20 protein-coding genes are annotated in these 21,743 nt (G+C 57.5%); 13 read left to right on the top strand and 7 right to left on the bottom strand.

Annotation, left to right across the window (positions count from 1 at the left end; genetic code table 11):
• The first annotated feature begins 39 nt into the window (after positions 1–39).
• Both ACR0DT_RS02505 and trpE read left to right on the top strand, forming a co-directional pair.
• On the top strand, positions 40–1,881 hold the full coding sequence (locus ACR0DT_RS02505) for a peptidyl-prolyl cis-trans isomerase (protein WP_480709232.1): 1,842 nt from the start codon (positions 40–42) through the stop codon (positions 1,879–1,881).
• 12 nt (positions 1,882–1,893) lie between these two features.
• Entirely contained in the window at positions 1,894–3,405 is a 1,512-nt protein-coding gene (trpE, locus tag ACR0DT_RS02510) for an anthranilate synthase component I (protein WP_480709233.1), read from the top strand.
• A 46-nt stretch (positions 3,406–3,451) separates the two neighbouring features.
• On the opposite strand, the gene ACR0DT_RS02515 is transcribed toward trpE, so the two are convergent.
• Complete coding sequence (locus ACR0DT_RS02515) at positions 3,452–4,987, bottom strand: divergent polysaccharide deacetylase family protein (RefSeq protein ID WP_480709234.1); 1,536 nt, start codon at positions 4,985–4,987, stop codon at positions 3,452–3,454.
• A 117-nt stretch (positions 4,988–5,104) separates the two neighbouring features.
• Here ACR0DT_RS02515 and ACR0DT_RS02520 point away from each other — a divergent pair, with 117 nt between their 5' ends.
• The 6 genes from ACR0DT_RS02520 to lexA all read left to right on the top strand — a co-directional run bounded on the left by ACR0DT_RS02520 (position 5,105) and on the right by lexA (position 9,930).
• Complete coding sequence (locus ACR0DT_RS02520; protein ID WP_480709235.1) at positions 5,105–5,686, top strand: anthranilate synthase component II; 582 nt, start codon at positions 5,105–5,107, stop codon at positions 5,684–5,686.
• Positions 5,683–6,702, top strand: a complete 1,020-nt coding sequence (gene trpD / locus ACR0DT_RS02525; RefSeq protein WP_480709236.1) for an anthranilate phosphoribosyltransferase — start codon at positions 5,683–5,685, stop codon at positions 6,700–6,702. Before ACR0DT_RS02520 ends, trpD begins: the two co-directional genes overlap by 4 nt.
• Positions 6,699–7,511 (top strand): indole-3-glycerol phosphate synthase TrpC, encoded by an 813-nt coding sequence (gene trpC, locus ACR0DT_RS02530; protein ID WP_480709237.1) that lies wholly within the window; start codon positions 6,699–6,701, stop codon positions 7,509–7,511. Before trpD ends, trpC begins: the two co-directional genes overlap by 4 nt.
• On the top strand, positions 7,511–7,984 hold the full coding sequence (gene moaC, locus ACR0DT_RS02535; RefSeq protein WP_480709238.1) for a cyclic pyranopterin monophosphate synthase MoaC: 474 nt from the start codon (positions 7,511–7,513) through the stop codon (positions 7,982–7,984). The genes trpC and moaC overlap by 1 nt, the downstream gene beginning before the upstream one ends.
• Positions 7,981–9,153, top strand: a complete 1,173-nt coding sequence (locus tag ACR0DT_RS02540) for a molybdopterin molybdotransferase MoeA (protein ID WP_480709239.1) — start codon at positions 7,981–7,983, stop codon at positions 9,151–9,153. Before moaC ends, ACR0DT_RS02540 begins: the two co-directional genes overlap by 4 nt.
• Positions 9,154–9,231: 78 nt before the next feature.
• Entirely contained in the window at positions 9,232–9,930 is a 699-nt protein-coding gene (gene lexA / locus ACR0DT_RS02545; protein ID WP_480709240.1) for a transcriptional repressor LexA, read from the top strand.
• Here the strand turns inward: lexA and ACR0DT_RS02550 are convergent.
• Entirely contained in the window at positions 9,924–11,975 is a 2,052-nt protein-coding gene (locus tag ACR0DT_RS02550) for a ComEC/Rec2 family competence protein (protein ID WP_480709241.1), read from the bottom strand. The two genes, lexA and ACR0DT_RS02550, sit on opposite strands and share 7 nt — an antisense overlap.
• Positions 11,976–12,053: 78 nt before the next feature.
• Here ACR0DT_RS02550 and gltX point away from each other — a divergent pair, with 78 nt between their 5' ends.
• Both gltX and gltA read left to right on the top strand, forming a co-directional pair.
• Positions 12,054–13,454: a glutamate--tRNA ligase gene (gene gltX / locus ACR0DT_RS02555; RefSeq protein ID WP_480709242.1), complete on the top strand. Its 1,401-nt coding sequence runs from the start codon at positions 12,054–12,056 to the stop codon at positions 13,452–13,454.
• Positions 13,455–13,573: 119 nt separating this feature from the next.
• Positions 13,574–14,869, top strand: coding sequence for a citrate synthase (gltA, locus tag ACR0DT_RS02560; RefSeq protein WP_480709243.1), 1,296 nt, complete (start codon positions 13,574–13,576; stop codon positions 14,867–14,869).
• A gap of 51 nt (positions 14,870–14,920) precedes the next feature.
• On the opposite strand, the gene ACR0DT_RS02565 is transcribed toward gltA, so the two are convergent.
• On the bottom strand, positions 14,921–15,985 hold the full coding sequence (locus ACR0DT_RS02565) for a PA0069 family radical SAM protein (protein WP_480709244.1): 1,065 nt from the start codon (positions 15,983–15,985) through the stop codon (positions 14,921–14,923).
• A gap of 291 nt (positions 15,986–16,276) precedes the next feature.
• On the opposite strand from ACR0DT_RS02565, the gene ACR0DT_RS02570 reads away from it, so the two are divergent.
• Both ACR0DT_RS02570 and ACR0DT_RS02575 read left to right on the top strand, forming a co-directional pair.
• The gene (locus ACR0DT_RS02570; protein ID WP_170394248.1) at positions 16,277–16,975 is read left to right on the top strand and encodes a corrinoid protein; all 699 of its coding nucleotides are present in this window, start codon (positions 16,277–16,279) and stop codon (positions 16,973–16,975) included.
• A gap of 89 nt (positions 16,976–17,064) precedes the next feature.
• Positions 17,065–17,730 (top strand): DUF1638 domain-containing protein, encoded by a 666-nt coding sequence (locus ACR0DT_RS02575; RefSeq protein WP_480709245.1) that lies wholly within the window; start codon positions 17,065–17,067, stop codon positions 17,728–17,730.
• 6 nt (positions 17,731–17,736) lie between these two features.
• Here ACR0DT_RS02575 and ACR0DT_RS02580 read toward each other — a convergent pair whose 3' ends face one another.
• Positions 17,737–18,147 carry a SufE family protein gene (locus tag ACR0DT_RS02580; protein ID WP_480709246.1) on the bottom strand — a complete coding sequence of 137 codons (411 nt, stop codon included), beginning with the start codon at positions 18,145–18,147 and terminating at the stop codon, positions 17,737–17,739.
• A 139-nt stretch (positions 18,148–18,286) separates the two neighbouring features.
• On the opposite strand from ACR0DT_RS02580, the gene ACR0DT_RS02585 reads away from it, so the two are divergent.
• Complete coding sequence (locus ACR0DT_RS02585; protein ID WP_480709247.1) at positions 18,287–18,814, top strand: hypothetical protein; 528 nt, start codon at positions 18,287–18,289, stop codon at positions 18,812–18,814.
• A 6-nt stretch (positions 18,815–18,820) separates the two neighbouring features.
• Here the strand turns inward: ACR0DT_RS02585 and rnd are convergent, their stop codons facing one another.
• The 3 genes from rnd to purM form a co-directional block, all read right to left on the bottom strand.
• Positions 18,821–19,978, bottom strand: a complete 1,158-nt coding sequence (gene rnd, locus ACR0DT_RS02590) for a ribonuclease D (RefSeq protein ID WP_480709248.1) — start codon at positions 19,976–19,978, stop codon at positions 18,821–18,823.
• 116 nt (positions 19,979–20,094) lie between these two features.
• Positions 20,095–20,691 (bottom strand): phosphoribosylglycinamide formyltransferase, encoded by a 597-nt coding sequence (gene purN / locus ACR0DT_RS02595; RefSeq protein ID WP_480709249.1) that lies wholly within the window; start codon positions 20,689–20,691, stop codon positions 20,095–20,097.
• Positions 20,688–21,734, bottom strand: coding sequence for a phosphoribosylformylglycinamidine cyclo-ligase (gene purM / locus ACR0DT_RS02600; RefSeq protein WP_480709250.1), 1,047 nt, complete (start codon positions 21,732–21,734; stop codon positions 20,688–20,690). The genes purN and purM overlap by 4 nt, the downstream gene beginning before the upstream one ends.
• Positions 21,735–21,743 lie beyond the last annotated feature (9 nt).

The following is a 21,743-nucleotide window of genomic DNA, read 5'->3' on the forward strand; positions in this document are numbered from 1 at the left end:
ACCGACAGGGCAGTTATTGCCGCAGAATAAGAGGGCACCATGGCCGCAGGCATGAAAAACCTATCGAAGACCTTTGTCTGGATTCTCATGGGCCTATTGATGCTGGGCCTTGCAGGCTTTGGCGCCACAAGCCTGACCGGCACCGTACGCACGGTCGCGCAGGTCGGGAACGAAGAGGTTTCGATCAACCAATATGTTCGCGAACTGCAGCGTGAAATCCGCGCGGTCGAGAGCCAGACCGGCCAGCCCCTGCAAATGTCGCAGGCACATGAGTTCGGACTGGACCAACTGGCCCTGTCGCGCCTAACCGCTTTGGCCGCGCTGGATAACGAAGTCGGCGAGTTGGGCATTTCTATTGGGGACGAAAACCTGCAAGAAGAGATCGTCGCCATCCCAGCCTTTCAGGGTGTTAATGGCACGTTTGACCGCGAAGCTTATCAGTTTCAGCTGGAACAGGCTGGCATGACGGATTCGGAATTCGAATCGGATCTGCGTAAGGAATCTTCGCGCACTATTGTGCAAAACGCTGTGGTCAGCGGAGTTGAGATGCCTGCGCTACTGACGCAAGTGTTGACAGACTATGTTGGCGCGCGTCGCAGCTTTACCGTTGCGACAGTCGGACCTGACGCTCTGACCTCGCCCGTTCCTGCACCCACGGACGAACAGATTCAGACCTATTACGATGAGAACCAGGATCAGTTCACCCTGCCCCGCACCAAGCAACTAACCTATGCGATCCTGTCGCCTGACATGTTGCTGGACAGTGTTGAAGTTGACGAGGATGCGGTGCGTCGCCTCTATGACCAGCGCGCCTCTGAATTCCACCAGCCCGAGCGTCGTCTGGTCGAACGACTGACCTATCCCAACGAAGAAGATGCGAAGCATGCGATGGCTCAGCTTGAGGTCGGTGGCACAACGTTCGAAAATCTTGTGCGGGATCGTCAGCTAGAGCTGAGCGATATCGACCTTGGCGATGTCACCCGCGAAGATCTGGGCGATGCCGCCGATGCTGTCTTTGCCGCTGATCTGGATACGGTCGTTGGCCCGCTACCTTCGACCTTCGGCCCGGCGCTGTTCCGCATCAACGGGTCGCTGGCCGAAAACAACACGCCGTTCGAAGATGCCGCCCCTGCCCTGCGCGAGGAATTGGCCGCCGACCGTGCGCGTCGTCAAATCGAAGCCCAGGCCGAAGATATTGACGACCTGCTTGCCGGTGGCGCCACACTGGAAGAGCTGATCGGTGAGACCGAGATGGAGTTGGGCCAGATCGACTGGACCCGCGAAAGCGGCGAAGGCGTCGCCGCTTATGACGGTTTCCGCGCCGCTGCCGAAGCCGTGAACGAAGGCGATTTCCCTGAGGTCGCGTTCCTTGAAGACGGCTCGATTTTTGCGCTACGACTGAACGAAGTGCTGCCTCAGCGCCCCGAGCCTCTGGAGAGTGCACGTGACCGTGTGGCTGCTGCCTGGACGCTAGTGGAAACCGGAAGGGCATTGGCAGACCAAGCCAATACTGTTCTGGAACAACTGAAATCTGATGGCGACTTCACTGCCACCGGCCTGCCGTTCCGGGTGGAGAACGCTCTGACTCGCACCGCTTTCCTTGAGGATGTGCCGACAGATTTCATGGCCCAAGTGTTCGAGATGGAACCCGCTGAGCTGCGCGTTGTCCCAGGCAACGACACCGCGTTTATCGTACGCCTTGAAGAACTGCTGCCGCCAGCCGAAACAGATGAACTACGGCAAGCCCAGACCGCGCTTGAGGCACAGCTGAATCAAGCTCTAGCTCAGAACATATTTGACGCCTATGTACGCGACGCTCAGACCCGCGCTCGTCCTGTGATTGACCAACGCGCGCTGAACGCAGTGCAGTCGAGCTATTAAAAGAGACCGAATATGGCCCTGACCCCCGAGTTTGACAGCTTCGCCCGTGCCTATGCGGCAGGCGAAAATCAGGTCGTTTACACCCGCTTAGCGGCTGATCTGGATACGCCTGTGTCCCTGATGCTCAAGCTGACGGGCGCGCAGAAAGACGCCTTCATGTTGGAATCCGTGACTGGTGGTGAGGTTCGGGGCCGATACTCGATTATCGGGATGAAGCCGGACTTGATCTGGCGCTGCCGGGGTGAAACATCCGAGCTAAACCGCTCGGCCCGCTTCGACGCCGACGCGTTTTCGTCGCAGGACGGTAACCCGATGGATAACCTGCGTGCGCTGCTGGCCGAAAGCCGGATTGAACTGCCAGATGATCTGCCGCAATCAGCGGCGGGGCTGTTTGGCTATCTGGGCTATGACATGGTTCGGCTGGTCGAGTACTTGCCCAATGTGAACCCTGATCCATTAGGATTGCCGGATGCAATTATGTTGCGCCCGTCTGTCATCGCGGTTCTTGATGGCGTGAAGGGCGAGGTCACGGTCGTCTCACCTGCTTGGGTGGCTGAAGGGCAATCAGCTAAAGCCGCCTATGCGCAAGCCGCCGAGCGTGTCATGGACGCCGTGCGCGATCTGGAACGCGCTATGCCCGCAGAAACCCGTGATCTGGGCGATGCGTCCGAGGTGGCATCGCCCGTGTCGAACTTCACCAAATCCGGCTATATGGAAGCAGTTGAAAAGGCCAAGGAATATATCCGTGCAGGTGACATCTTTCAGGTAGTTCCGGCGCAGCGTTGGACGCAGGACTTCCCGCTGCCGCCCTTTACGCTCTATCGGTCGTTGCGGCGCACCAATCCGTCTCCGTTCATGTTCTATTTCAACTTTGGCGGCTTTCAGGTGGTCGGTGCCAGCCCTGAAATTCTGGTACGTGTCTTTGGCGACGAGGTGACGATCCGCCCCATCGCAGGGACCCGTCCGCGCGGCGCCACGCCCGAAGAGGACAAGGCCAACGAACTCGATCTGCTGGCCGACAAGAAAGAGTTGGCAGAACATCTGATGCTGTTGGATCTGGGCCGCAACGACACGGGCCGTGTGGCCAAGATTGGAACAGTGCGTCCGACCGAAGAGTTCATCATCGAACGGTACAGCCACGTGATGCACATTGTGTCGAACGTGGTCGGAGAGTTGGCCGAAGACAAAGACGCGCTGGACGCCTTCTTTGCCGGGATGCCTGCAGGCACAGTCTCGGGCGCGCCAAAAGTACGCGCAATGGAGATCATCGATGAGTTGGAGCCTGAAAAGCGCGGTGTTTATGGCGGCGGTGTCGGCTATTTTAGTGCCGGAGGCGACATGGATATGTGTATCGCCCTGCGCACGGCCATCGTGAAAGATCAGAAGCTTTATATTCAAGCCGGCGGCGGAGTTGTTTATGATAGCGACCCCGAGGCGGAATTTATGGAAACCGTCCATAAATCGAACGCCATTCGCCGCGCGGCCGCTGACGCATCCCGGTTTACAGGTTCGGGTAACGCATAAAAAAAAGCTGGCCGTATTAGGGCCAGCCGTTTTTCCAGTTCTAGTTCTACTGAACTTCTTTCATCATCACCGCCGAGATTGGGGCCATTGCTACACGGCTACCCCGATCTTCAAGCCCCCACAGCAACAGGGCTGAGATCGTGTCGGGACGCAGACGTCCCAGCATCACGACCGTGCCCTCCTGCCCGGCGCGAAACGCGGCCTGATCGAGGAACCGGCGCATGATCTGGGGGTCCTGACGCGCGCCGTCGATATCGCGGAAGATCACACCCGATGGCACGCCGTTACGTGCGGCCAGCTTTTGCACCGTGTTCAGACCATTGTCTTGCGTGATCAAACCGCGACCGGTGTCTGCGGCGATCGCGGCCACCTGATCAGCCAGTTTGCGGTTGCCTTGAATCCCAGAATCAACCCCCTCGAGTATACCCACTGTTTCCGGAAGTGTGTCGAGCCACACGGCCAATGACACTTCGGCATCCTGCGCGCTGGAGGCTTCGTGTAGGTCCGCCATGGCCAGAACTTCGAACCCGGCTTCGCGATGTCGTGCCATTTTTTCGACGGCCTCCGGATCAGACGGGCTGACAGCAAAACTCAGCGGGTACGGAAAATCGCGCAGGGCTTCGGCCCCATAGGCCCCTTCGTCGTCGATCAAGATGATCGACATCAACGGTTTGGATTCCGGGTTCTCGAATTTGGCGGCATATGCCTCGATTGGTTTGCCTGGGATAATTGTCTCGGTGCTGGTTGTGCTTACTTCCACAACGTCATCACGCTCGGTCAACGGCACTATGCGTTTGCCGATTGACGGAATCGTGGCAGCTTGATCAGCCCCACCGATCTGCGGAACCGAAGCAATCCGGGGCAGTTTGCGCGGTGCAGTATCTTCGTCACCTTCAACCGCAATCGGGCTGTCGGTGAATGGATTTTCCTCTGCCTCCGGGTCAGCGATCGCTGCCACCTCGGGCTCTGGTTGTGTTTGAGTGTCGGTAACCTCGGAATCCGGCTTCGGTTCGACCTCTGCAACTTCGGGCTCCTGTTCTATGACCGGTTCAGGTTGAGGTTCAGGCACCTCCAACGACACCTCGGGCGTAGAGTCGGAGTTAGGAGATCCTTGCGACACCGGCACAGTTTTCGGAGCAACCGGTGCCTCTGCTACTACGGTCACCGGTGCAGATTGGGCAACACTCGGCGCACTACCTTGCTCCACATCCGCTTTCACCTCGGGTAGTGCATCAGACTCAACCTCGACATCCGATATTTCAGCCAATGTGTCGCTCTGATCGCCGACGGCTTCGGGTGACGTGGGCGGCAGATCCAGCACATCGGCGTCGCCAACGGCATCGGTTGCATCTGCAACAGTATCCGGCACCTCAACCGCGGAAGGTTTGGGCACGGAAACCGCCACGTCCGGTTTGCTGCTCAGCGGCATGTTCAGCGACAACACTGCCCCCAATGCAATAACGCTGACCGCTCCCACGATCATTCCGCCAACAAATCCGCCCATAACAAATGCCTCTCGTCTTGGCCCTGCTTCAATCACATGTTCGCCGTCTGCTGCGGCATTTGCTTGTCGCGGCGCCAAGAATGGGATGTCCCCTTGACGCTGCCGCACAAGCCTGAGCATGTATGTCCCGACATTATACCGTGGCTAAGGGCTGCATCGCCAGTCCGAAATGCCCAATCCGAGACAAGTGCCCAAATGCTGCTGCTGATCGACAACTACGACTCGTTTACCTACAACCTGGTACATTATTTAGGCGAACTTGGCGCCGAGATGGTTATTCGGCGGAATGACGCCTTAGACGTTCAGGAAGCCATGGCTATGAACCCGTCCGGCATCCTGCTAAGCCCTGGCCCTTGTGATCCGGATCAGGCCGGTATTTGCCTAGCCCTGACCGAGGCCGCGGCTGAAACGAAAATACCGCTGTTGGGGGTCTGCCTTGGTCATCAGACCATCGGACAGGCCTTTGGCGGCGACGTGATCCGCTGCCATGAAATCGTACATGGCAAAATGGGTATGATGCACCACACCGGCAAAGGAGTGTTTGCCGGACTTCCCACGCCATTCGAGGCGACCCGGTACCACTCGTTGGTGGTTGATCCGAATACACTGCCCGATTGTCTTGAAGTCACGGCAGAGCTGGACGATGGCACCATCATGGGCTTGCAGCACAAAGAGCTGCCGATTCATGGCGTTCAGTTCCACCCGGAATCCATCGCCTCCGAACATGGTCATGCCCTGCTCAAGAATTTCCTGTCTGAGATGAAAGTTCCTGCATGAGCGACGCTCTGAAACCGCTGATCGGAGCCGCCGCCGACCGGCCTCTGACCCGCGCCGAGGCCGAACAGGCCTTTGGCATCCTGTTCGACGGCGAAGCCACACCCAGCCAGATTGGTGGGTTGTTGATGGCCATGCGTACCCGCGGTGAAACGGTCGAGGAATACGCCGCCGCCGCCGCCGTAATGCGCGCCAAGTGCAACGCCGTCAGCGCGCCTGCCGGTGCGATGGATATTGTTGGAACCGGAGGGGACGGCAAAGGCACGCTGAATATCTCGACCGCCACAGCTTTTGTTGTTGCCGGTGCCGGTGTCACCGTTGCCAAGCACGGCAATCGCAATCTCAGCTCAAAATCCGGGGCCGCCGATGCGTTGGGACAACTGGGAATCAACGTCATGGTCGGTGCGGAAACCGTTGAAAATGCTTTGAAAGAGGCCGGCATCGGCTTTATGATGGCACCAATGCATCACCCGGCCATCGCCCATGTCATGCCTTCGCGGCAAGAGCTTGGAACCCGCACGATCTTCAACATTCTTGGTCCATTGACGAACCCTGCGGGTGTTAAACGTCAGCTGACCGGAGCATTCAGCCGCGACCTGATCCGACCCATGGCCGAAACACTGGGCCTACTGGGATCTGACCGCGCTTGGCTGGTGCACGGCTCGGACGGCACCGATGAGTTGACCATTACAGGCATCAGCTGGGTTGCCGCGCTGGAAGATGGCGCAGTCAAAGAAGTCGAACTCCACCCCGAAGACGCAGGTCTGCCAGTGCACCCGTTCGAGGATATTCTCGGCGGCACGCCCGAAGAAAACGCCGTCGCCTTCCGCGCGCTGCTGGACGGACAGCCCTCGGCCTATCGCGACGCGGTTCTTTTGAACTCGGCCGCCGCGCTGGTGGTCGCAGACGCTGCCTCCGACCTACGGGACGGGGTTGCAAAAGCCGTTGAAAGCATCGACAGCGGAAAAGCCAAAGAAAAAATCGCCGTACTGGCCCGCATGACTCAGGAGGCCGCATGACCGAGACGGTACTGGACAAAATCAAAGCCTATAAGCTGGAAGAAGTTGCGGCAGATAAGGCTGATAAGTCCTTGGAAGAACTGGAGAGTGAAGCAAGATTTGCACCCGAAGTGCGAGGTTTTGCCGAAAGCTTGCAGAAGGCAACGCGCCGCGGCTATGGCCTGATCGCCGAGGTAAAAAAGGCCAGCCCGTCCAAGGGCCTGATCCGCCCGGATTTCGATCCGCCCGTTCTGGCCAAGGCTTATGAAGACGGCGGTGCAGCCTGTCTGTCTGTTTTGACTGACACGCCCAGCTTTCAGGGCGCTAAAGAGTATCTGACTTCGGCACGTGCCGCGACCTCGCTGCCCGCTTTGCGTAAGGATTTCATGTACGACCCCTATCAAGTGGTCGAAGCGCGTGCCTTGGGGGCCGATTGTATCCTGATCATCATGGCCTCGGTCGAAGACGGTCAGGCGGCAGAGTTGGAGCAAACGGCGTTTGACTGGGGCATGGACGTGCTGATCGAAGTCCACGATGAGGCCGAACTGGAACGTGCGACACAACTGAAAAGCCGACTGATCGGGATAAATAACCGCAATCTCAAGACGTTCGAAACCTCGCTGGATACAACGCGACGTTTGTCGAAACTGGTACCCGGCGACCGAACTATTGTTTGTGAAAGCGGGCTGAGCACGCCGGAAGACCTGGCCGATATCGCCCGCTATGGCGCGCGGTGTTTCCTGATCGGTGAAAGCCTGATGCGTCAGGATGATGTCGCAGCCGCAACCCGGCAATTGCTGGCAAACCCGCTGATCCCCGGAGTGATGTGATGCCACTGACTCATTTTGATGCGCAGGGACAAGCCCATATGGTCGACGTTTCGGACAAGGCCATTACAGACCGTGTTGCCGTGGCGGCTGGTCACATCAAGATGGCAAAGGAAACCTTTGATTTGATTTCAGAGGGTCGCGCCAAGAAGGGTGATGTTCTAGGCATTGCTCGCCTGGCGGGCATCATGGGGGCTAAGAAAACGTCCGATCTGATCCCGCTCTGCCATCCATTGCCGGTCACCAAAGTTGCGGTTGAGTTAACGCTTGACCCCGATTTGCCCGGCGTACAGATCGAGGCAACCGTCAAAACCTCAGGCCAGACCGGGGTTGAAATGGAAGCACTAACTGCCGTCTCGACCGCAGCGCTGACTGTGTATGACATGACCAAAGCAGTTGATAAGGCGATGGAGATTGGCGGCATCCGAGTTCTGCTGAAAGATGGCGGTAAATCAGGACGTTACGAAGCGACATGATTACGGTCGAAGACGCCCGGGCGCTGCTGTTTGATCTCGTTTCCCCGCTTGATGCAGAAACGGTTCCTCTTGCCGAAGCTGCGGGGCGCGTGTTGGCGCAAGATCTCAGCGCTACCCGTGATCAACCCCCGTTTGCTGCGTCTTCCATGGACGGATATGCGCTGAAATCGACTGAAGTCGAACAGCACGCCATGTTCAAGGTTGTTGGCGAATCCGCAGCCGGATGTCGTTTTGAAGGCACTGTTGGGCCCGGCCAGGCCGTTCGTATCTTTACGGGAGCCCCGGTTCCCGACGGGGCGAATTTCGTTGTTATTCAAGAGGATACAGAACGGCGTGGCGATCTGCTGACAATCACGGAAGACCCCGGATCTAAAACAAACATCCGGCCTGCTGGTGCCGACTTCACTGTCGGAACCAAAATCACCGCTCCACGCATGCTGCGCCCTGAAGACGTCGCACTTCTCGCGGCGATGAACATCGCAGTAGTGCCTGTCAGACGTAAACCCGTGGTCGCGTTGATCTCGACCGGAGATGAGTTGGTGATGCCGGGCGAGACACCTGGCCCGGATCAGATCATTGCCTCGAACACGTTTGGCCTGAAAGCGATGTTAGAAAACGCAGGCGCTCATGTTCGCGTTCTGCCGATTGCACGCGATACCGTTTCATCGCTTGAAACGGCGTTTGGGTTAACTGAAGGTTCTGATCTGGTCGTGACAATAGGTGGTGCCTCGGTTGGGGAATACGATCTGGTCGCTGACGTCTCGCAAAAATTGGGGTTGGAGCGGTCGTTCTACAAAATCCGCATGCGCCCTGGCAAACCTCTGATGGCAGGTCGATTGGGTGAGGCAGCGATGGTTGGCCTACCAGGAAACCCTGTGAGTGCAATGGTTTGCGGGTATCTCTTTCTAATCCCTATGATGCGCCGCATGTTAGGCATCGAGCATAATTTATCCCCGTTCCAGCGCGCCAAGCTGGCCGAACCAGTTAGCAAAAATGGTCCACGCGAACATTATATGCGCGCCATTCTCAGTGACGATGGCATTCGCGCCTGTTCCGATCAGGACAGCTCGCTTCTTAGCGTTCTGGCGCAAGCCAACGCGCTGTTGGTCCGCGAACCACATGATCCGGCACGCCCTGCAGGGGATGACGTTCTGTACCTGCCGATTTAGGTCGCGTTCAAATCCGTTGACACAAAACGTGAACATGCGTAGAACAAAAGAAAACGCATGACCGACGAGGTGTGAGCAATGCTGACCAAGAAACAGTTGGATTTGTTGGAATTCATCCACAAACGCGTTCAGGCGGACGGTGTTCCGCCTAGTTTCGACGAAATGAAGGCCGCGTTGGATTTACGATCGAAATCCGGCATCCATCGCCTGATCACTGCACTGGAGGAACGCGGCTTTATCCGCCGCCTCGCCCACCGGGCACGCGCGATTGAGATCGTGAAGCTTCCCGAAAGCCTTGGTGGCGAACCAACAGCCGCCTTCAAACCCCGCGTGATTGAGGGTGATAGGCCCGACGGCCCGCGCCCGGCGAATTTTGAACCTGTTACCGTGGATGCTTTGGAGCTTCCCGTTATGGGCCGCATCGCGGCTGGTGTGCCGATTGAGGCGATCAGCCACGTTTCGCACCGTGTCGCGGTACCGGGAAGCATGGTTTCTGGCAAAGGAGAGCACTATGCGCTTGAGGTCCGCGGAGATTCGATGATCGACGCCGGTATCAATGACGGCGATGTCGTGGTGATCCGCGAGACTAGAGTGGCCGACAATGGCGATATTGTTGTGGCATTGGTCGAAGATCAGGAAGCTACCCTTAAACGCTTTTTCCGCCGCGGCAATGCCATAGCGCTAGAGGCTGCGAACCCAGCCTACGAAACCCGCGTTCTGCCCGAAGACAAGGTTAAGGTGCAAGGGCGGTTGGTCGGATTGATCCGCAGTTATTGATCCACTTTGACATTGCGGTTCTCGGTTATGACCGGGGACCACAAGCGATGACCGATCGTTTCTCGGCTGGTTGTTATACCACCTTTTGACAAAGCCAGGCTACCAGTCTCTTTCAGGCGATTGGGATCAAACAGACCGCAGTCTCCGTTCAGGTCCAGATCAACAGCAGACACTACGATCTGGTTTTGTTGGCATTCTTCAAAACCCTTAGCCGCGCGTTTTCCGGTGATATGAATCAGTTCCTTGCCCCGCCAGACATAACGCTGAACCATATTCACGCCGTCAGGCCAACGGCTGGCGGCCTTTGTCTGATCGACCCCGTCCCCGTCATTTTCCAACCACACAGTGGCAATAAAACCGCTGCCTCTTTCCTTGCTCAACGCTCGGCCGTTTTCAGTCATGACACCTACCAGGCCGCCTGATTCCGCAATCAAAATCTCCGGCCTATGCTCCTGGCCCCACATCAGAAACGCCGTTACAACTGGAATGATCCCAATACATTTCACGCGGCCCTGCCACAGTGCCAACCACAAGGCCCCCAGCGCAAACATGGGCAGTACATAATGCGGCGGGCTGACCACATAACCCTGCGCGCCATTTAAGGACGACACCCGGTCCGAAACGATCAGGATCCACTCCAACCCCAATCCCATGACTTTCAATGCTACAGCCTCGAGTCCGAAGGGGCTCAGCAATGCCGCGACAAAGGCGGCGGGCACCACTATTGTTCCCATCACCGGAACCGAAAGCATGTTGGCCAGCAAGCCATAGTGCGACATCGTGTTGAAATGGGCCGCCCCTATCGGAGCGGTCGCGAGCCCGGCAAGGGCCGACGACAGCAGCAACCCCGTCACGGCTTTCAACCATTTCGGACCGGGCATCGGTCCATAGTCCCGCAACCAACCAAACACCGCCACAAGGGCCGTAGTTGCGGCAAAGGACATCTGGAATCCAGGGCTCAACAAAGATTCAGGTCGCAAGACCATTACGATCAACGCGGCCACTGCCACTGCTCGCAGGGAAATTGCGCGGCGGTCTATCAGGATCGCGCCCAACATAACGCTGGCCATTACAAATGCCCGCTCCGTAGCAACATTCCCTCCAGACAACATCAGGTAGATGATCGCCGCGATCAGGGCAAATATCGCCGCCAGCTTGCGGATGGGCAGCCTTAGAGCAACTGCAGGAATGGCGGACAGGCCCAGCCGAAAAACGAGAAATACAAACCCCGTCAACAGCCCCATGTGAAGGCCAGAAATCGCCAGCAAGTGCGCAAGATTCGACGCGCGCAAGGATTTCAGCGTCTCTTGCCCCATGCCACTGCGATCTCCGGTTGTGACCGCGGCTGCAAATCCACCGATTTCACCGGGCAGAATTGCGCGAACCCTTTCCGAGATGGCCATCCGCAAGGCAGTAATCCGAACCCCCTCGGTCGCGTCGGTTGCAGGCGCTATAGTCATCACCGGCACCCGGGTGTAGCCCACCGCCCCCAAACCTTGAAACCAAGCATGACGGCGGAAATCAAATCCACCGGGCTCGACAGGCCCTTGCGGCGGGGACAGATGCCCCGTTGTCATAATCTTTTGACCTGGCAACAATGAGGCCGAGCCGCCATGCAGCGAAAGCCGGACGCGCTGCGGCCTGCGGTCTGCGGGCACATCCCCCATGCGAACCCGATCCAGCGTGACCCGCAACGCGTCCGACGCAGAGCGATCCATGGCTACGACCCGCCCCTCGATCGGGCCGTAATACCGCCAGGACATGACCGGCTCTGCGACCGAGTGGGCCCGCGCACCGGCCAGTATGAATCCGGCTGCGATCAGTGCGCTCCCAATTGCCAACGCAGCCCAACCATTGCGCCGCGCGCGCACGATCCAGACCAAAATTACGACCGCCAACAGAAGGCAAGCATAGACTTGCCATTCCGGTTCAAACCGAAGGCTGAAATAAAGGCCGATGCCAATTGCCAGACAAATCGGAGACCACTGAAACAAATACCCTGTCTGGTTCAGCAAAGCGGCGTCGACCCGTGCCAGAACACGCATGGTTGCCCCCGTCCTTCGGGCTCGTTAGACAGACGCCAAACTATGCCAGACACGGTTACCAAAAGGTTAATCCACACAATGTCCGATCAGGTCGTCACCCGTTTCGCCCCCTCGCCCACCGGTTTTTTGCATATCGGCGGCGCCCGCACTGCGTTGTTCAACTGGCTCTATGCCCGTGGACGCGGCGGTAAATTCCTGCTGCGGATCGAGGACACGGATCGCGAGCGCTCAACACCCGAAGCGACAGCGGCCATTCTACAAGGCATGGCTTGGCTGGGTCTTGATCATGATGGTCATGTGATCAGCCAGTTCGAAGGCGCCGAACGCCACGCCGAGGTCGCGCATCAATTGCTAGCCGAAGGTAAAGCCTATAAGTGCTTTTCGACGCAGGATGAGATCGCGGCATTCCGCGAACAGGCAAAGGCCGAAGGTAAATCCACTCTGTTCCGCAGCCCCTGGCGTGACGCCGACCCGGCAACACATCCCGACACACCGTGTGTCATCCGCATTAGGGCACCGCAGGATGGCGCCACTGTAATCCGCGATCAGGTACAAGGCGACGTGACCATACGCAACGATCAGTTGGACGATATGGTCCTGCTGCGCTCAGACGGCACGCCTGTCTATATGCTAGCCGTAGTAGTGGACGATCACGATATGGGCGTGACCCATGTGATCCGGGGCGACGATCACCTGAACAACGCAGCGCGGCAGATGATGATCTATGAAGCGATGGGCTGGGACGTTCCGGTGTGGGCGCATATCCCTCTGATTCACGGGCCGGACGGTAAGAAACTATCGAAACGTCACGGTGCGTTGGGCGCGCAGGAATATCAGGCTATGGGCTATCCGGCCGCTGGTATGCGAAACTATCTGGCGCGTCTGGGCTGGAGCCATGGCGATGATGAGTTTTTTACCGACGATCAAGCCAAAGAGTGGTTTGATCTAGACGGAATCGGCAAAAGCCCTGCTCGCTTTGACTTGAAAAAACTCGAAAATCTCTGCGGGCAGCATATTGCGGTTTCAGATGATGCTGCATTGCGGCATGAAATCGAAGGCTACCTAAATGCGGCAGGCCTTCCAGCTCTCACCCAGACACAATCCAGTGATCTGGAACGCGCGATGTATTGTCTCAAGGATCGGGCCCGAACATTCCCGGAATTGCTTGAAAAAGCTCATTTTGCGCTGATTTCCCGCCCTGTTGAACCGGATGAGAAAGCGGCAAAAGCGCTGCAAACTGTATCCGACGGTATACTAAGTGAATTGACGCCGCACGTGCAAAATGCTAGCTGGTTGCGGAACGAACTGGAGGAAGCCCTCAACGCCTTTGCTGAGGCGAAAGGTATTAAGTTCGGCAAGCTGGCTGGGCCCTTGCGGGCGGCTTTGGCGGGTCGAGCGGTAACTCCTTCGGTGTTTGACATGATGCTTGTGCTGGGGCGCGAAGAAACCCTGGCGCGGCTCTCCGACGCAGCAAACTAATCCTGACTTAATGTTCAGGTAACGCTGCTCCGTTACGACCGGTCAACGCATTGGTGTGTGACCGCAGACCGCGCGCAGGCCGTTCTTTCGGCATGCCCATGAACGAAGAAGGGACAACAATGACCGACAGCCAAAAAACAGCCACTCTTTCCGTACATGGTGAAAATTACGAGTTGCCGGTTTACTCGCCAACCGTTGGCCCGGATGTAATCGACATTCGCAAGCTGTACAGTGATGCGGGTGTGTTTACCTATGATCCTGGCTTCACATCGACAGCCAGCTGCGACAGCACCATAACCTATATCGACGGCGACAAGGGCGAGCTACTGCACCGTGGCTATCCGATTGACCAGCTGGCCGAGAAATCGCACTTCCTCGAAGTGTGCTATCTGCTGCTGTACGGAGAGCTGCCGGTCGCAAAAGATCTGGAAAAGTTCGAGACCACGATCACCCGCCACACCATGATGCACGAGCAGATGCAGTATTTCTATCGCGGCTTCCGTCGCGATGCGCATCCAATGGCGATTATGGTCGGCGTCGTTGGTGCGATGTCAGCGTTCTACCATGACTCGACGGATATTCATGATCCACGTCAGCGCGAGATTGCTTCGCACCGCCTGATCGCGAAGATGCCGACGATCGCGGCATGGGCCTACAAATATCACACCGGTCAGCCCTTCGTGTATCCGCGCAATGACCTGGACTATGCCTCGAACTTCCTGCGCATGTGCTTTAGCGTTCCGGCCGAAGAATATGAGGTCAATCCGATCCTCAGCCGCGCGATGGACCGGATCTTTACCCTGCACGCGGATCACGAACAGAACGCGTCGACTTCGACCGTGCGTCTGGCCTCGTCTTCTGGTGCGAACCCGTTCGCCTGTATCGCTGCCGGCATCGCTTGCCTCTGGGGTCCGGCCCACGGTGGCGCAAACCAAGCGTGTCTGGAGATGCTGGAAGAAATCGGTTCAGTGGATCGCATCCCTGAATACATTGCCCGCGCTAAGGACAAGGACGATCCGTTCCGCCTGATGGGCTTTGGTCACCGCGTCTATAAGAACTTTGACCCGCGCGCCAAGGTGATGAAGCAGTCGGCCGACGAAGTGCTGGACCTGCTGGGTGTTGAAGACAACCCGAAACTGCAGGTCGCCAAAGAGCTTGAGAGAGAAGCGCTGGAAGATCCGTATTTCGCCGAGAAGAAACTCTTCCCGAATGTCGACTTCTATTCGGGCATCATTCTAGAGGCGATGGGCTTCCCGACCTCGATGTTTACCCCGATCTTTGCCCTGTCGCGCACAGTTGGCTGGGTTAGCCAATGGAAAGAGATGATCGCCGATCCTCAGAACAAGATTGGTCGTCCGCGTCAGCTGTATCTGGGCGAAACCATGCGCGACTATGTGGATATCGAAAACCGCTGATCGCTGCACAGAAACATCAAAGCCCCGGACCAACCTCCGGGGCTTTTTTTGTTACAAAAGACTCAGCTGGTCACCAATCTGGGCCGGGCGGGTGAACAGGTCGCATCGCAAGGGTGGCGTCCGCGTTGCAAGACCCAGACGTTTGACCGCCAATGCAAACCGGTTGGCGATCAACCCCGCATATTCGCCCTCGCCCCGCATTCGGTGACCCCAACGCGGATCATAGTCCCTGCCCCCGTGCATTTCGCGCAACTTGGACATGATCCTTTCCGCCCGCGCGGGTTCATGATCTTTCAACCATTCCTGCCACAAGGCCGAGACCTCGCGCGGCAGGCGTAGCATGATCCAGCTGGCCGCATCCGCACCCGCCTCGCGCCCCGCCTCAAGCAAATGTTCCAGCTCATGATCCGTCAAACCGGGCACCACCGGAGACGTCATGACACGCACAGGCACGCCCATGCCGGTGAGACGGCGCATGATGGTCAATCGACGCTGAGGGGACGGCGCGCGTGGTTCCATCCGCCGGGAAAGATCAGCATCCAAAGTGGTCAAAGAAATCCCAACCCGTACCAAACCCTGCTGAGCCATCGGGGCCAGAATGTCTAAGTCCCGCTCGATCAAAGCCCCCTTGGTGACGATGGCGATGGGATGGTTGAATTCTTGCAAAACCGAGAGGCAGCCCCTTGTAATCGAAAGGGTTTTCTCAATCGGCTGATATGGGTCCGTGTTGGTGCCCAAGGCAATGGGCGCGACCTTGTACCCTTTGGCTGACAGCTCCTTGCGCAGGATATCAGCCGCATTCGGACGCGCGATCAATCGGGTTTCGAAATCCAGTCCCGGCGACAAACCAAGATAGGCATGGGTGGGTCGGGCAAAACAATAGACACAGCCGTGTTCACACCCGCGATACGGGTTGATCGAGCGATCAAACGGCAAGTCGGGCGAACGGTTGTAAGTGATCAGGCTGCGTGCGACTTCACCCCGCACATCGGTGCGCAATGGTGGTAGGTCCTCCTCGATATCCCACCCGTCATCGCAAGAAACGGTATCGAATTGCTCGAACCGTCCAGCTGCATTAGTGGCGACTCCACGGCCTCGGATATGCGAGGTTTTCATCTTTTGTTCCTGTTATGTTCCGGCTATGGGGTATATCGCCAATCCAACGAACCTACAAGCCTACCGATTGATTCTGCGTTGTTTCCGGCGACATGGGCATCCACCAAAAAAATGAACCAGATGCAGGATCATCTTGCAGATAATTCTGTCGAGTGATGCGAAAATTTACCGTATAGGTCGGTCTCGAAACGACTGAGGTCGCAATCGTCACAGTCAAACTGCGACGTTTTGGCCAAAACGGGAAAAATGCCACCACGGGCCAATGGCCCGCACAGCTCAGGGAAACGCCCCATGTCTGATGAAGAAGACATCGTCCTGTCCGAACTGAACGACGACGAACTTGTCGAACAGATGTTCGACGATCTTTATGACGGCCTGAAAGAAGAAATCGAAGAAGGTGTGAATATCCTGCTGGAACGCGGATGGACACCTTACGACATTCTGACCAAGGCTTTGGTCGGTGGTATGACCATCGTTGGCCACGACTTCCGCGACGGTATCCTGTTCGTGCCCGAGGTTCTGCTGGCCGCAAACGCCATGAAAGGCGGCATGTTTATCCTCAAGCCGCTGTTGGCCGAAACCGGTGCACCACGCGTCGGTAAAATGGTGATCGGCACCGTCAAAGGCGACATCCACGACATCGGCAAAAACCTTGTGTCGATGATGATGGAAGGCGCCGGATTCGAAGTGGTCGATATCGGCATCAACAACCCGGTTGAGAACTATCTGGAAGCGCTAGAGACCGAAGAGCCCGACATTCTGGGTATGTCAGCCCTGCTGACCACGACTATGCCTTATATGAAAGTTGTGATCGACACGCTGGTCGAACAAGGTAAGCGCGAAGACTATATCGTTCTGGTAGGCGGCGCGCCGCTGAACGAAGAATTCGGCAAAGCCATCGGCGCAGACGCTTACTGCCGCGACGCGGCTGTTGCGGTTGAAACCGCTAAGGATTTCGTCTCGCGCAAGCACAACCAACTGGCCGGTTAACCGGACGCTAAGAATGTTCTGGGGCCGTCCGGTATTCGGGCGGCCTTTTTTGTTACACTGACTGTCGCATAAATTCCGAGGGGCACCCAATGCAGCAGGATAAATTGCCAGACGATACCAGTCTGACGACCAAGGGTTACGAATCCGATGAACAAGGGCGCATCCTGCTATTGGCCTGTGGCGCGCTTGCACGCGAGATTCTGGATCTGAAGCAACGCAATGGTTGGGATCACATGGCGTTGACTTGCCTGCCTGCGATTTTTCACATCCAGCCTGACAAGATCATTCCGGCGGTACGCGAGGCCGTTGCCAAACACCGCGACCACTATGACCAGATATTTGTCGTCTACGCCGATTGCGGCACTGGCGGCCTGCTGCAACAAGCCTGCGAAGAACTGAACGTCGAGATGGTCAAAGGCCCCCACTGCTATTCATTCTTTGAAGGAAATCAGGCTTTCGAAGCCCATGGCGACGAAGAAACCACCGCCTTCTATCTAACCGATTTTTTGGCCCGGCAGTTCGATGCCTTTGTGTGGAAACCCTTAGGGCTGGATCGGCACCCTGAGCTGCTTGATATGTATTTCGGCAACTACACCAAGCTGGTCTATCAGGCGCAAATCGACGACCCGGACCTGACGGCCCGCGCCCGAGAATGCGCCGAGCGGATGGGTTTGGAATTTGAACGTCGCCTGACCGGCTATGGCGATCTGGAAAACACCCTGACCGATTGGGCGAACCGCAAGCCGAAAGGCTGATTAACCTCAGGCGTTTTCCTGTGCCACTTCGCGGATGCGTTCAATCATTGCCCGCAACCCGTTCGACCGCTGTGCGGACAGGTGATCGTGCAGACCCAGCCGCGCCAGCTCGCCACCCGCATCAACCTTGGGAACTTCGCTGACGGGCAGCCCGTTGTACAGAGATCGCAGGACAGCGATCAGACCGCGCACGATCAGCGCGTCACTGTCACCGTCAAACCGGAAGATCTGATTTTCGATGATCGGGTGCAGCCAAACTTGGCTGGCGCAGCCATGGACCTTGGTGGCCGGTACTTTCAGCGCGTCGTCCAGCGGTTCCATCGCTTTGCCCTGGTCGATGACGTGGCGGTACCGGTCTTCCCAGTCCTCCAGAAACACGAAATCCTCGACGATCTCTTCAAAGGCAGGCGTTGCCATGACGCGGCGGTCCTTTCATTGCATTCACAATTGTGAACTATGCCTCTGATCTATGCCTGTCCACCCCCCTGCGTGGCTTTTCAAGCAGCAGAAATTGAGATAACCCATTGCAGGACTTACTGCTCTGGACGTTGGGACCATGCAAAAATCGTTTACTTTTCTCCTGGTCGCCACCCTGACCCTTTCTGCCTGCAACAGCTGGCGCGAATCTCGGGTGAACCCGTCCAACTGGTTCGGCTCCAGCACCCCAGCCCCTCCACCGGAAACGGCGGCCTATGATGCCAACGCGCTAGTGCCCGAAACAAGGGAAGGCGGCGGCCTGCTCTCCAGACCGACCCCCGAAGATACCAGTGTTCCGATCGCCAAAATTGATGAATTGAGGATTGAACCGACTCCGAACGGTGCAATCGTCTACGCCTCGGGTACGGCAATCCGACAAGGAGCATATGACGCCCGATTAGTTCGCGTGGAAAGCGAAGAAAACGAGAAAAACGGCGTTTTGGAATTCACTTTCCGAGTAACCTACCCTGAGCGGGCCACCAATACTGGAACTGAGCGGTCCCGCATGGTGTCTGATGCCATCAATATTAGTAAGGATGACCTGCAAAGCACCCGTCTGGTACGGGTCGTCGGGCAGCAGAACGCGTTGGAATCGCGGCGGCGTTAATTGGTCTTACAGCGACACAACCTTGACGTTTTGGCCCATGGCGGCCAGCGCGATCTTACCTTCGCACAGTTTCAGGGCATCCTCGCCGAACACTTCGAACCGCCAACCTGACATCGCGGGCAGTTCCCGCTCACCCGCTGCGATCTGATCCAATTCCGAACTGGTGGCGATCAGTTTGGCCGCCACGCCTGAGCTTTCGGTTTTCGACTTCAGCAGAACCCGCAACAAATCCGCTAGCGCCGGGTTCACCTTCATCTTGTCTCGGCTGTTGTCGACGCGTGGCAATTGATCCGCCGGGCAATTCACCCCTTTCTTGACGGCAGCCAGAATTCCATCTGCAATCGCGCCCTTGCGCGCCTCGCGCAGCAACAGGCGTGAGCCGCCCAGATCCGAAGGCGATTTGGGCTTGGTCGAGGCCAGTTCGATCAACGCGTCATCCTTGAACACACGGCTGCGCGGCACATTGTTATCCTGAGCGTAAGCCTCGCGAAACCGCGCCAATTCCCGCACAACGGCAAGAAACTTGGCCGAGTTCGTCCGGGTTTTCACCCGTTTCCACGCATCTTCGGGACGAATGTCATAGGTCGCGGGCTGGGTCAGCGTACGCAACTCTTCGGCCACCCAATGGTTGCGCTGCGTCTTTTTCAACTGCGCTGCGAGGTATTCATAAATCTGGCGCAGATGAGTAACATCGGCCAGCGCATAGGTCTTTTGTGCCTCGGACAGCGGACGCCGGGACCAATCGGTAAAGCGAGAGGTCTTGTCGACTCCCTGCTTGCAAATTTTGCGCACTAACGTTTCGTACCCAACCTGCTCGCCAAAGCCGCAGACCATCGCTGCAACCTGCGTGTCAAACAACGGTTTAGGGAAGACGTTTGCTTCGACCCAAAAAATCTCAAGGTCCTGGCGCGCTGCGTGGAATACCTTGACCACTTCTTCGTTGCCGAATAGCTCATAAAGCGGATCCAGTGACAAACCGTCAGCCAGCGGATCGACCAGAACGGCGCTGTCTTCGTCGTCGGAAGGAACGGCCAGTTGCACCAAGCAGAGTTTTGAATAATAGGTCCGTTCGCGCAGAAACTCGGTATCTACGGTGACATAGTCATATTCCGCCGCGGCCTTGCAGAAATCGGCCAGCTCTTGCGTCGTTGTCAGGGTTTTCATGCGCGGTGCTGTTCTTGCTCTTGTTCTGTGCGGCGGGCCGTCATTTCTTTGCCATACCCAACCGTATTGCGGACCATAGGCCGAATTTGACGCGCGTGTAAATCATCCTGGGACCTTCAGGGCAGCAACACCGGAGTCCGGTCGCCACTGGCGTAACGGCGCAACACTGCTGGGTAAAGTTTATGTTCCCAAACCAACACACGAGCAGCCAATGCGTCAGGCGTGTCACCAGCTTCTACGTTAACCCGCGCCTGTCCTAGGATGGGGCCGTCATCCAATGCTGCCGTGACCTCGTGAACCGAGCATCCATGTTCCGCATCCCCGGCCTCGATCGCGCGGGCATGGGTGTACAGACCTTTGTATTTCGGCAGCAACGACGGATGGATATTCAGCATCCGCCCCTGAAAACGCGAAACGAAATCACCGGTTAGAACGCGCATAAACCCAGCGAGGCAAACGATGTCCGGCTGTGCCTCTTCCAAAGGTTTCAGCAGTTCGGCCTCAAACGCGGCGCGGTCCCCTTTGAACGGACGATGATCCACTGCGGCCGTCGGGATGCCCCGGTCGGCGGCCTTTTTCAGTCCGCCAGCCTCGGCGTCATTCGACAGGACCAGACAGGCGCGCGCCGGGTGGTCCCCGACCATGCTGTCGGCCAGCGACACCATGTTGGACCCACCCCCTGAGATCAAGATGGCGACGCGTTTGTGGCTCACAGGAGTTGACCCGAATAGGCCACGCCGGGCGTGTCGGTCACGGTGCCCATGCGGGCAACCGTTTCCCCAGCCTCTGCCAGCAACGCGGCCAGTTCATCAGCGCGATCCTCAGCACAGACGACAATCATGCCGATACCACAGTTGAAGGTCTTCAGCATCTCGGCTTCGACGATTCCACCGGTTTCAGCCATCCAACGGAAGACGGGTGGCAAGTCCCAAGCGTTCAGGTCGATTTCAGCGCCTAGTCCCTCGGGCAACACGCGCGGCAGGTTTTCGGTCAGACCGCCGCCGGTGATATGGGCCAGCGCATGTACGCCCCCTGCCCGGATCGCCTGCAACGCCGGTTTTACATACAGGCGCGTCGGTGTCAGCAGCGCCTCACCCAGCAACCCGTTACCAAAGGGCGACGCCGCATCCCATCCCAGACCCGAGATCTCAACCAGCTTGCGCACCAGTGAATAGCCGTTGGAATGCACACCGTTCGAGGCCAAACCAAGCAACACATCGCCCTTCTGAACGTCGGCGGGCAGATGCGCCCCACGTTCCATCGCGCCAACCGAGAACCCGGCCAGATCGAAATCGCCATCTGGGTACATGCCCGGCATCTCGGCCGTCTCACCGCCGATCAGAGCGCAGCCGGACAGTACACAGCCCTCGGCAATACCTTCGATGATCCGAGCGGCGGTGTCGGTGTCTAGCTTGCCGGTGGCAAAATAATCGAGGAAGAAAAGCGGCTCGGCCCCCTGACAGATCAGGTCATTGACGCACATCGCCACCAGATCAATGCCCACGCCGTCAACCACGCCGGTATCAATGGCGATCCGCAGCTTGGTTCCAACACCGTCGGTCGCGCCCACAAGAATCGGGTCCTGATATCCGGCGTCTTTCAGATCGAACAAGGCACCAAACCCGCCCAGACCGCTCATCACGCCCGAGCGGTTGGTGCGCTTGGCCGCTGGCTTGATCCGGTCGACCAGAGCGTTCCCCGCATCAATATCAACGCCTGCATCGGCATAGGTGATTCCGTTCTTGCCCGTCGTCATGGCCAGCCC

This window comes from Ruegeria sp. BI11 (assembly GCF_056538005.1).

Excerpts from the sequence above, each read along its gene's own strand:
- trpD (WP_480709236.1), top strand. The coding sequence starts at position 5,683 with ATGAGCGACGCTCTGAAACCGCTGATCGGAGCCGCCGCCGACCGGCCT.
- ACR0DT_RS02540 (WP_480709239.1), top strand. The coding sequence starts at position 7,981 with ATGATTACGGTCGAAGACGCCCGGGCGCTGCTGTTTGATCTCGTTTCC.
- ACR0DT_RS02520 (WP_480709235.1), top strand. The coding sequence starts at position 5,105 with ATGCTGCTGCTGATCGACAACTACGACTCGTTTACCTACAACCTGGTA.
- ACR0DT_RS02505 (WP_480709232.1), top strand. The coding sequence starts at position 40 with ATGGCCGCAGGCATGAAAAACCTATCGAAGACCTTTGTCTGGATTCTC.
- ACR0DT_RS02575 (WP_480709245.1), top strand. The coding sequence starts at position 17,065 with ATGCAGCAGGATAAATTGCCAGACGATACCAGTCTGACGACCAAGGGT.
- gltX (WP_480709242.1), top strand. The coding sequence starts at position 12,054 with ATGTCCGATCAGGTCGTCACCCGTTTCGCCCCCTCGCCCACCGGTTTT.
- ACR0DT_RS02550 (WP_480709241.1), bottom strand. The coding sequence starts at position 11,975 with ATGCGTGTTCTGGCACGGGTCGACGCCGCTTTGCTGAACCAGACAGGG.
- trpE (WP_480709233.1), top strand. The coding sequence starts at position 1,894 with ATGGCCCTGACCCCCGAGTTTGACAGCTTCGCCCGTGCCTATGCGGCA.
- ACR0DT_RS02580 (WP_480709246.1), bottom strand. The coding sequence starts at position 18,147 with ATGGCAACGCCTGCCTTTGAAGAGATCGTCGAGGATTTCGTGTTTCTG.
- lexA (WP_480709240.1), top strand. The coding sequence starts at position 9,232 with ATGCTGACCAAGAAACAGTTGGATTTGTTGGAATTCATCCACAAACGC.
- purM (WP_480709250.1), bottom strand. The coding sequence starts at position 21,734 with ATGACGACGGGCAAGAACGGAATCACCTATGCCGATGCAGGCGTTGAT.
- gltA (WP_480709243.1), top strand. The coding sequence starts at position 13,574 with ATGACCGACAGCCAAAAAACAGCCACTCTTTCCGTACATGGTGAAAAT.
- ACR0DT_RS02565 (WP_480709244.1), bottom strand. The coding sequence starts at position 15,985 with ATGAAAACCTCGCATATCCGAGGCCGTGGAGTCGCCACTAATGCAGCT.
- ACR0DT_RS02585 (WP_480709247.1), top strand. The coding sequence starts at position 18,287 with ATGCAAAAATCGTTTACTTTTCTCCTGGTCGCCACCCTGACCCTTTCT.
- trpC (WP_480709237.1), top strand. The coding sequence starts at position 6,699 with ATGACCGAGACGGTACTGGACAAAATCAAAGCCTATAAGCTGGAAGAA.
- moaC (WP_480709238.1), top strand. The coding sequence starts at position 7,511 with ATGCCACTGACTCATTTTGATGCGCAGGGACAAGCCCATATGGTCGAC.
- rnd (WP_480709248.1), bottom strand. The coding sequence starts at position 19,978 with ATGAAAACCCTGACAACGACGCAAGAGCTGGCCGATTTCTGCAAGGCC.
- ACR0DT_RS02570 (WP_170394248.1), top strand. The coding sequence starts at position 16,277 with ATGTCTGATGAAGAAGACATCGTCCTGTCCGAACTGAACGACGACGAA.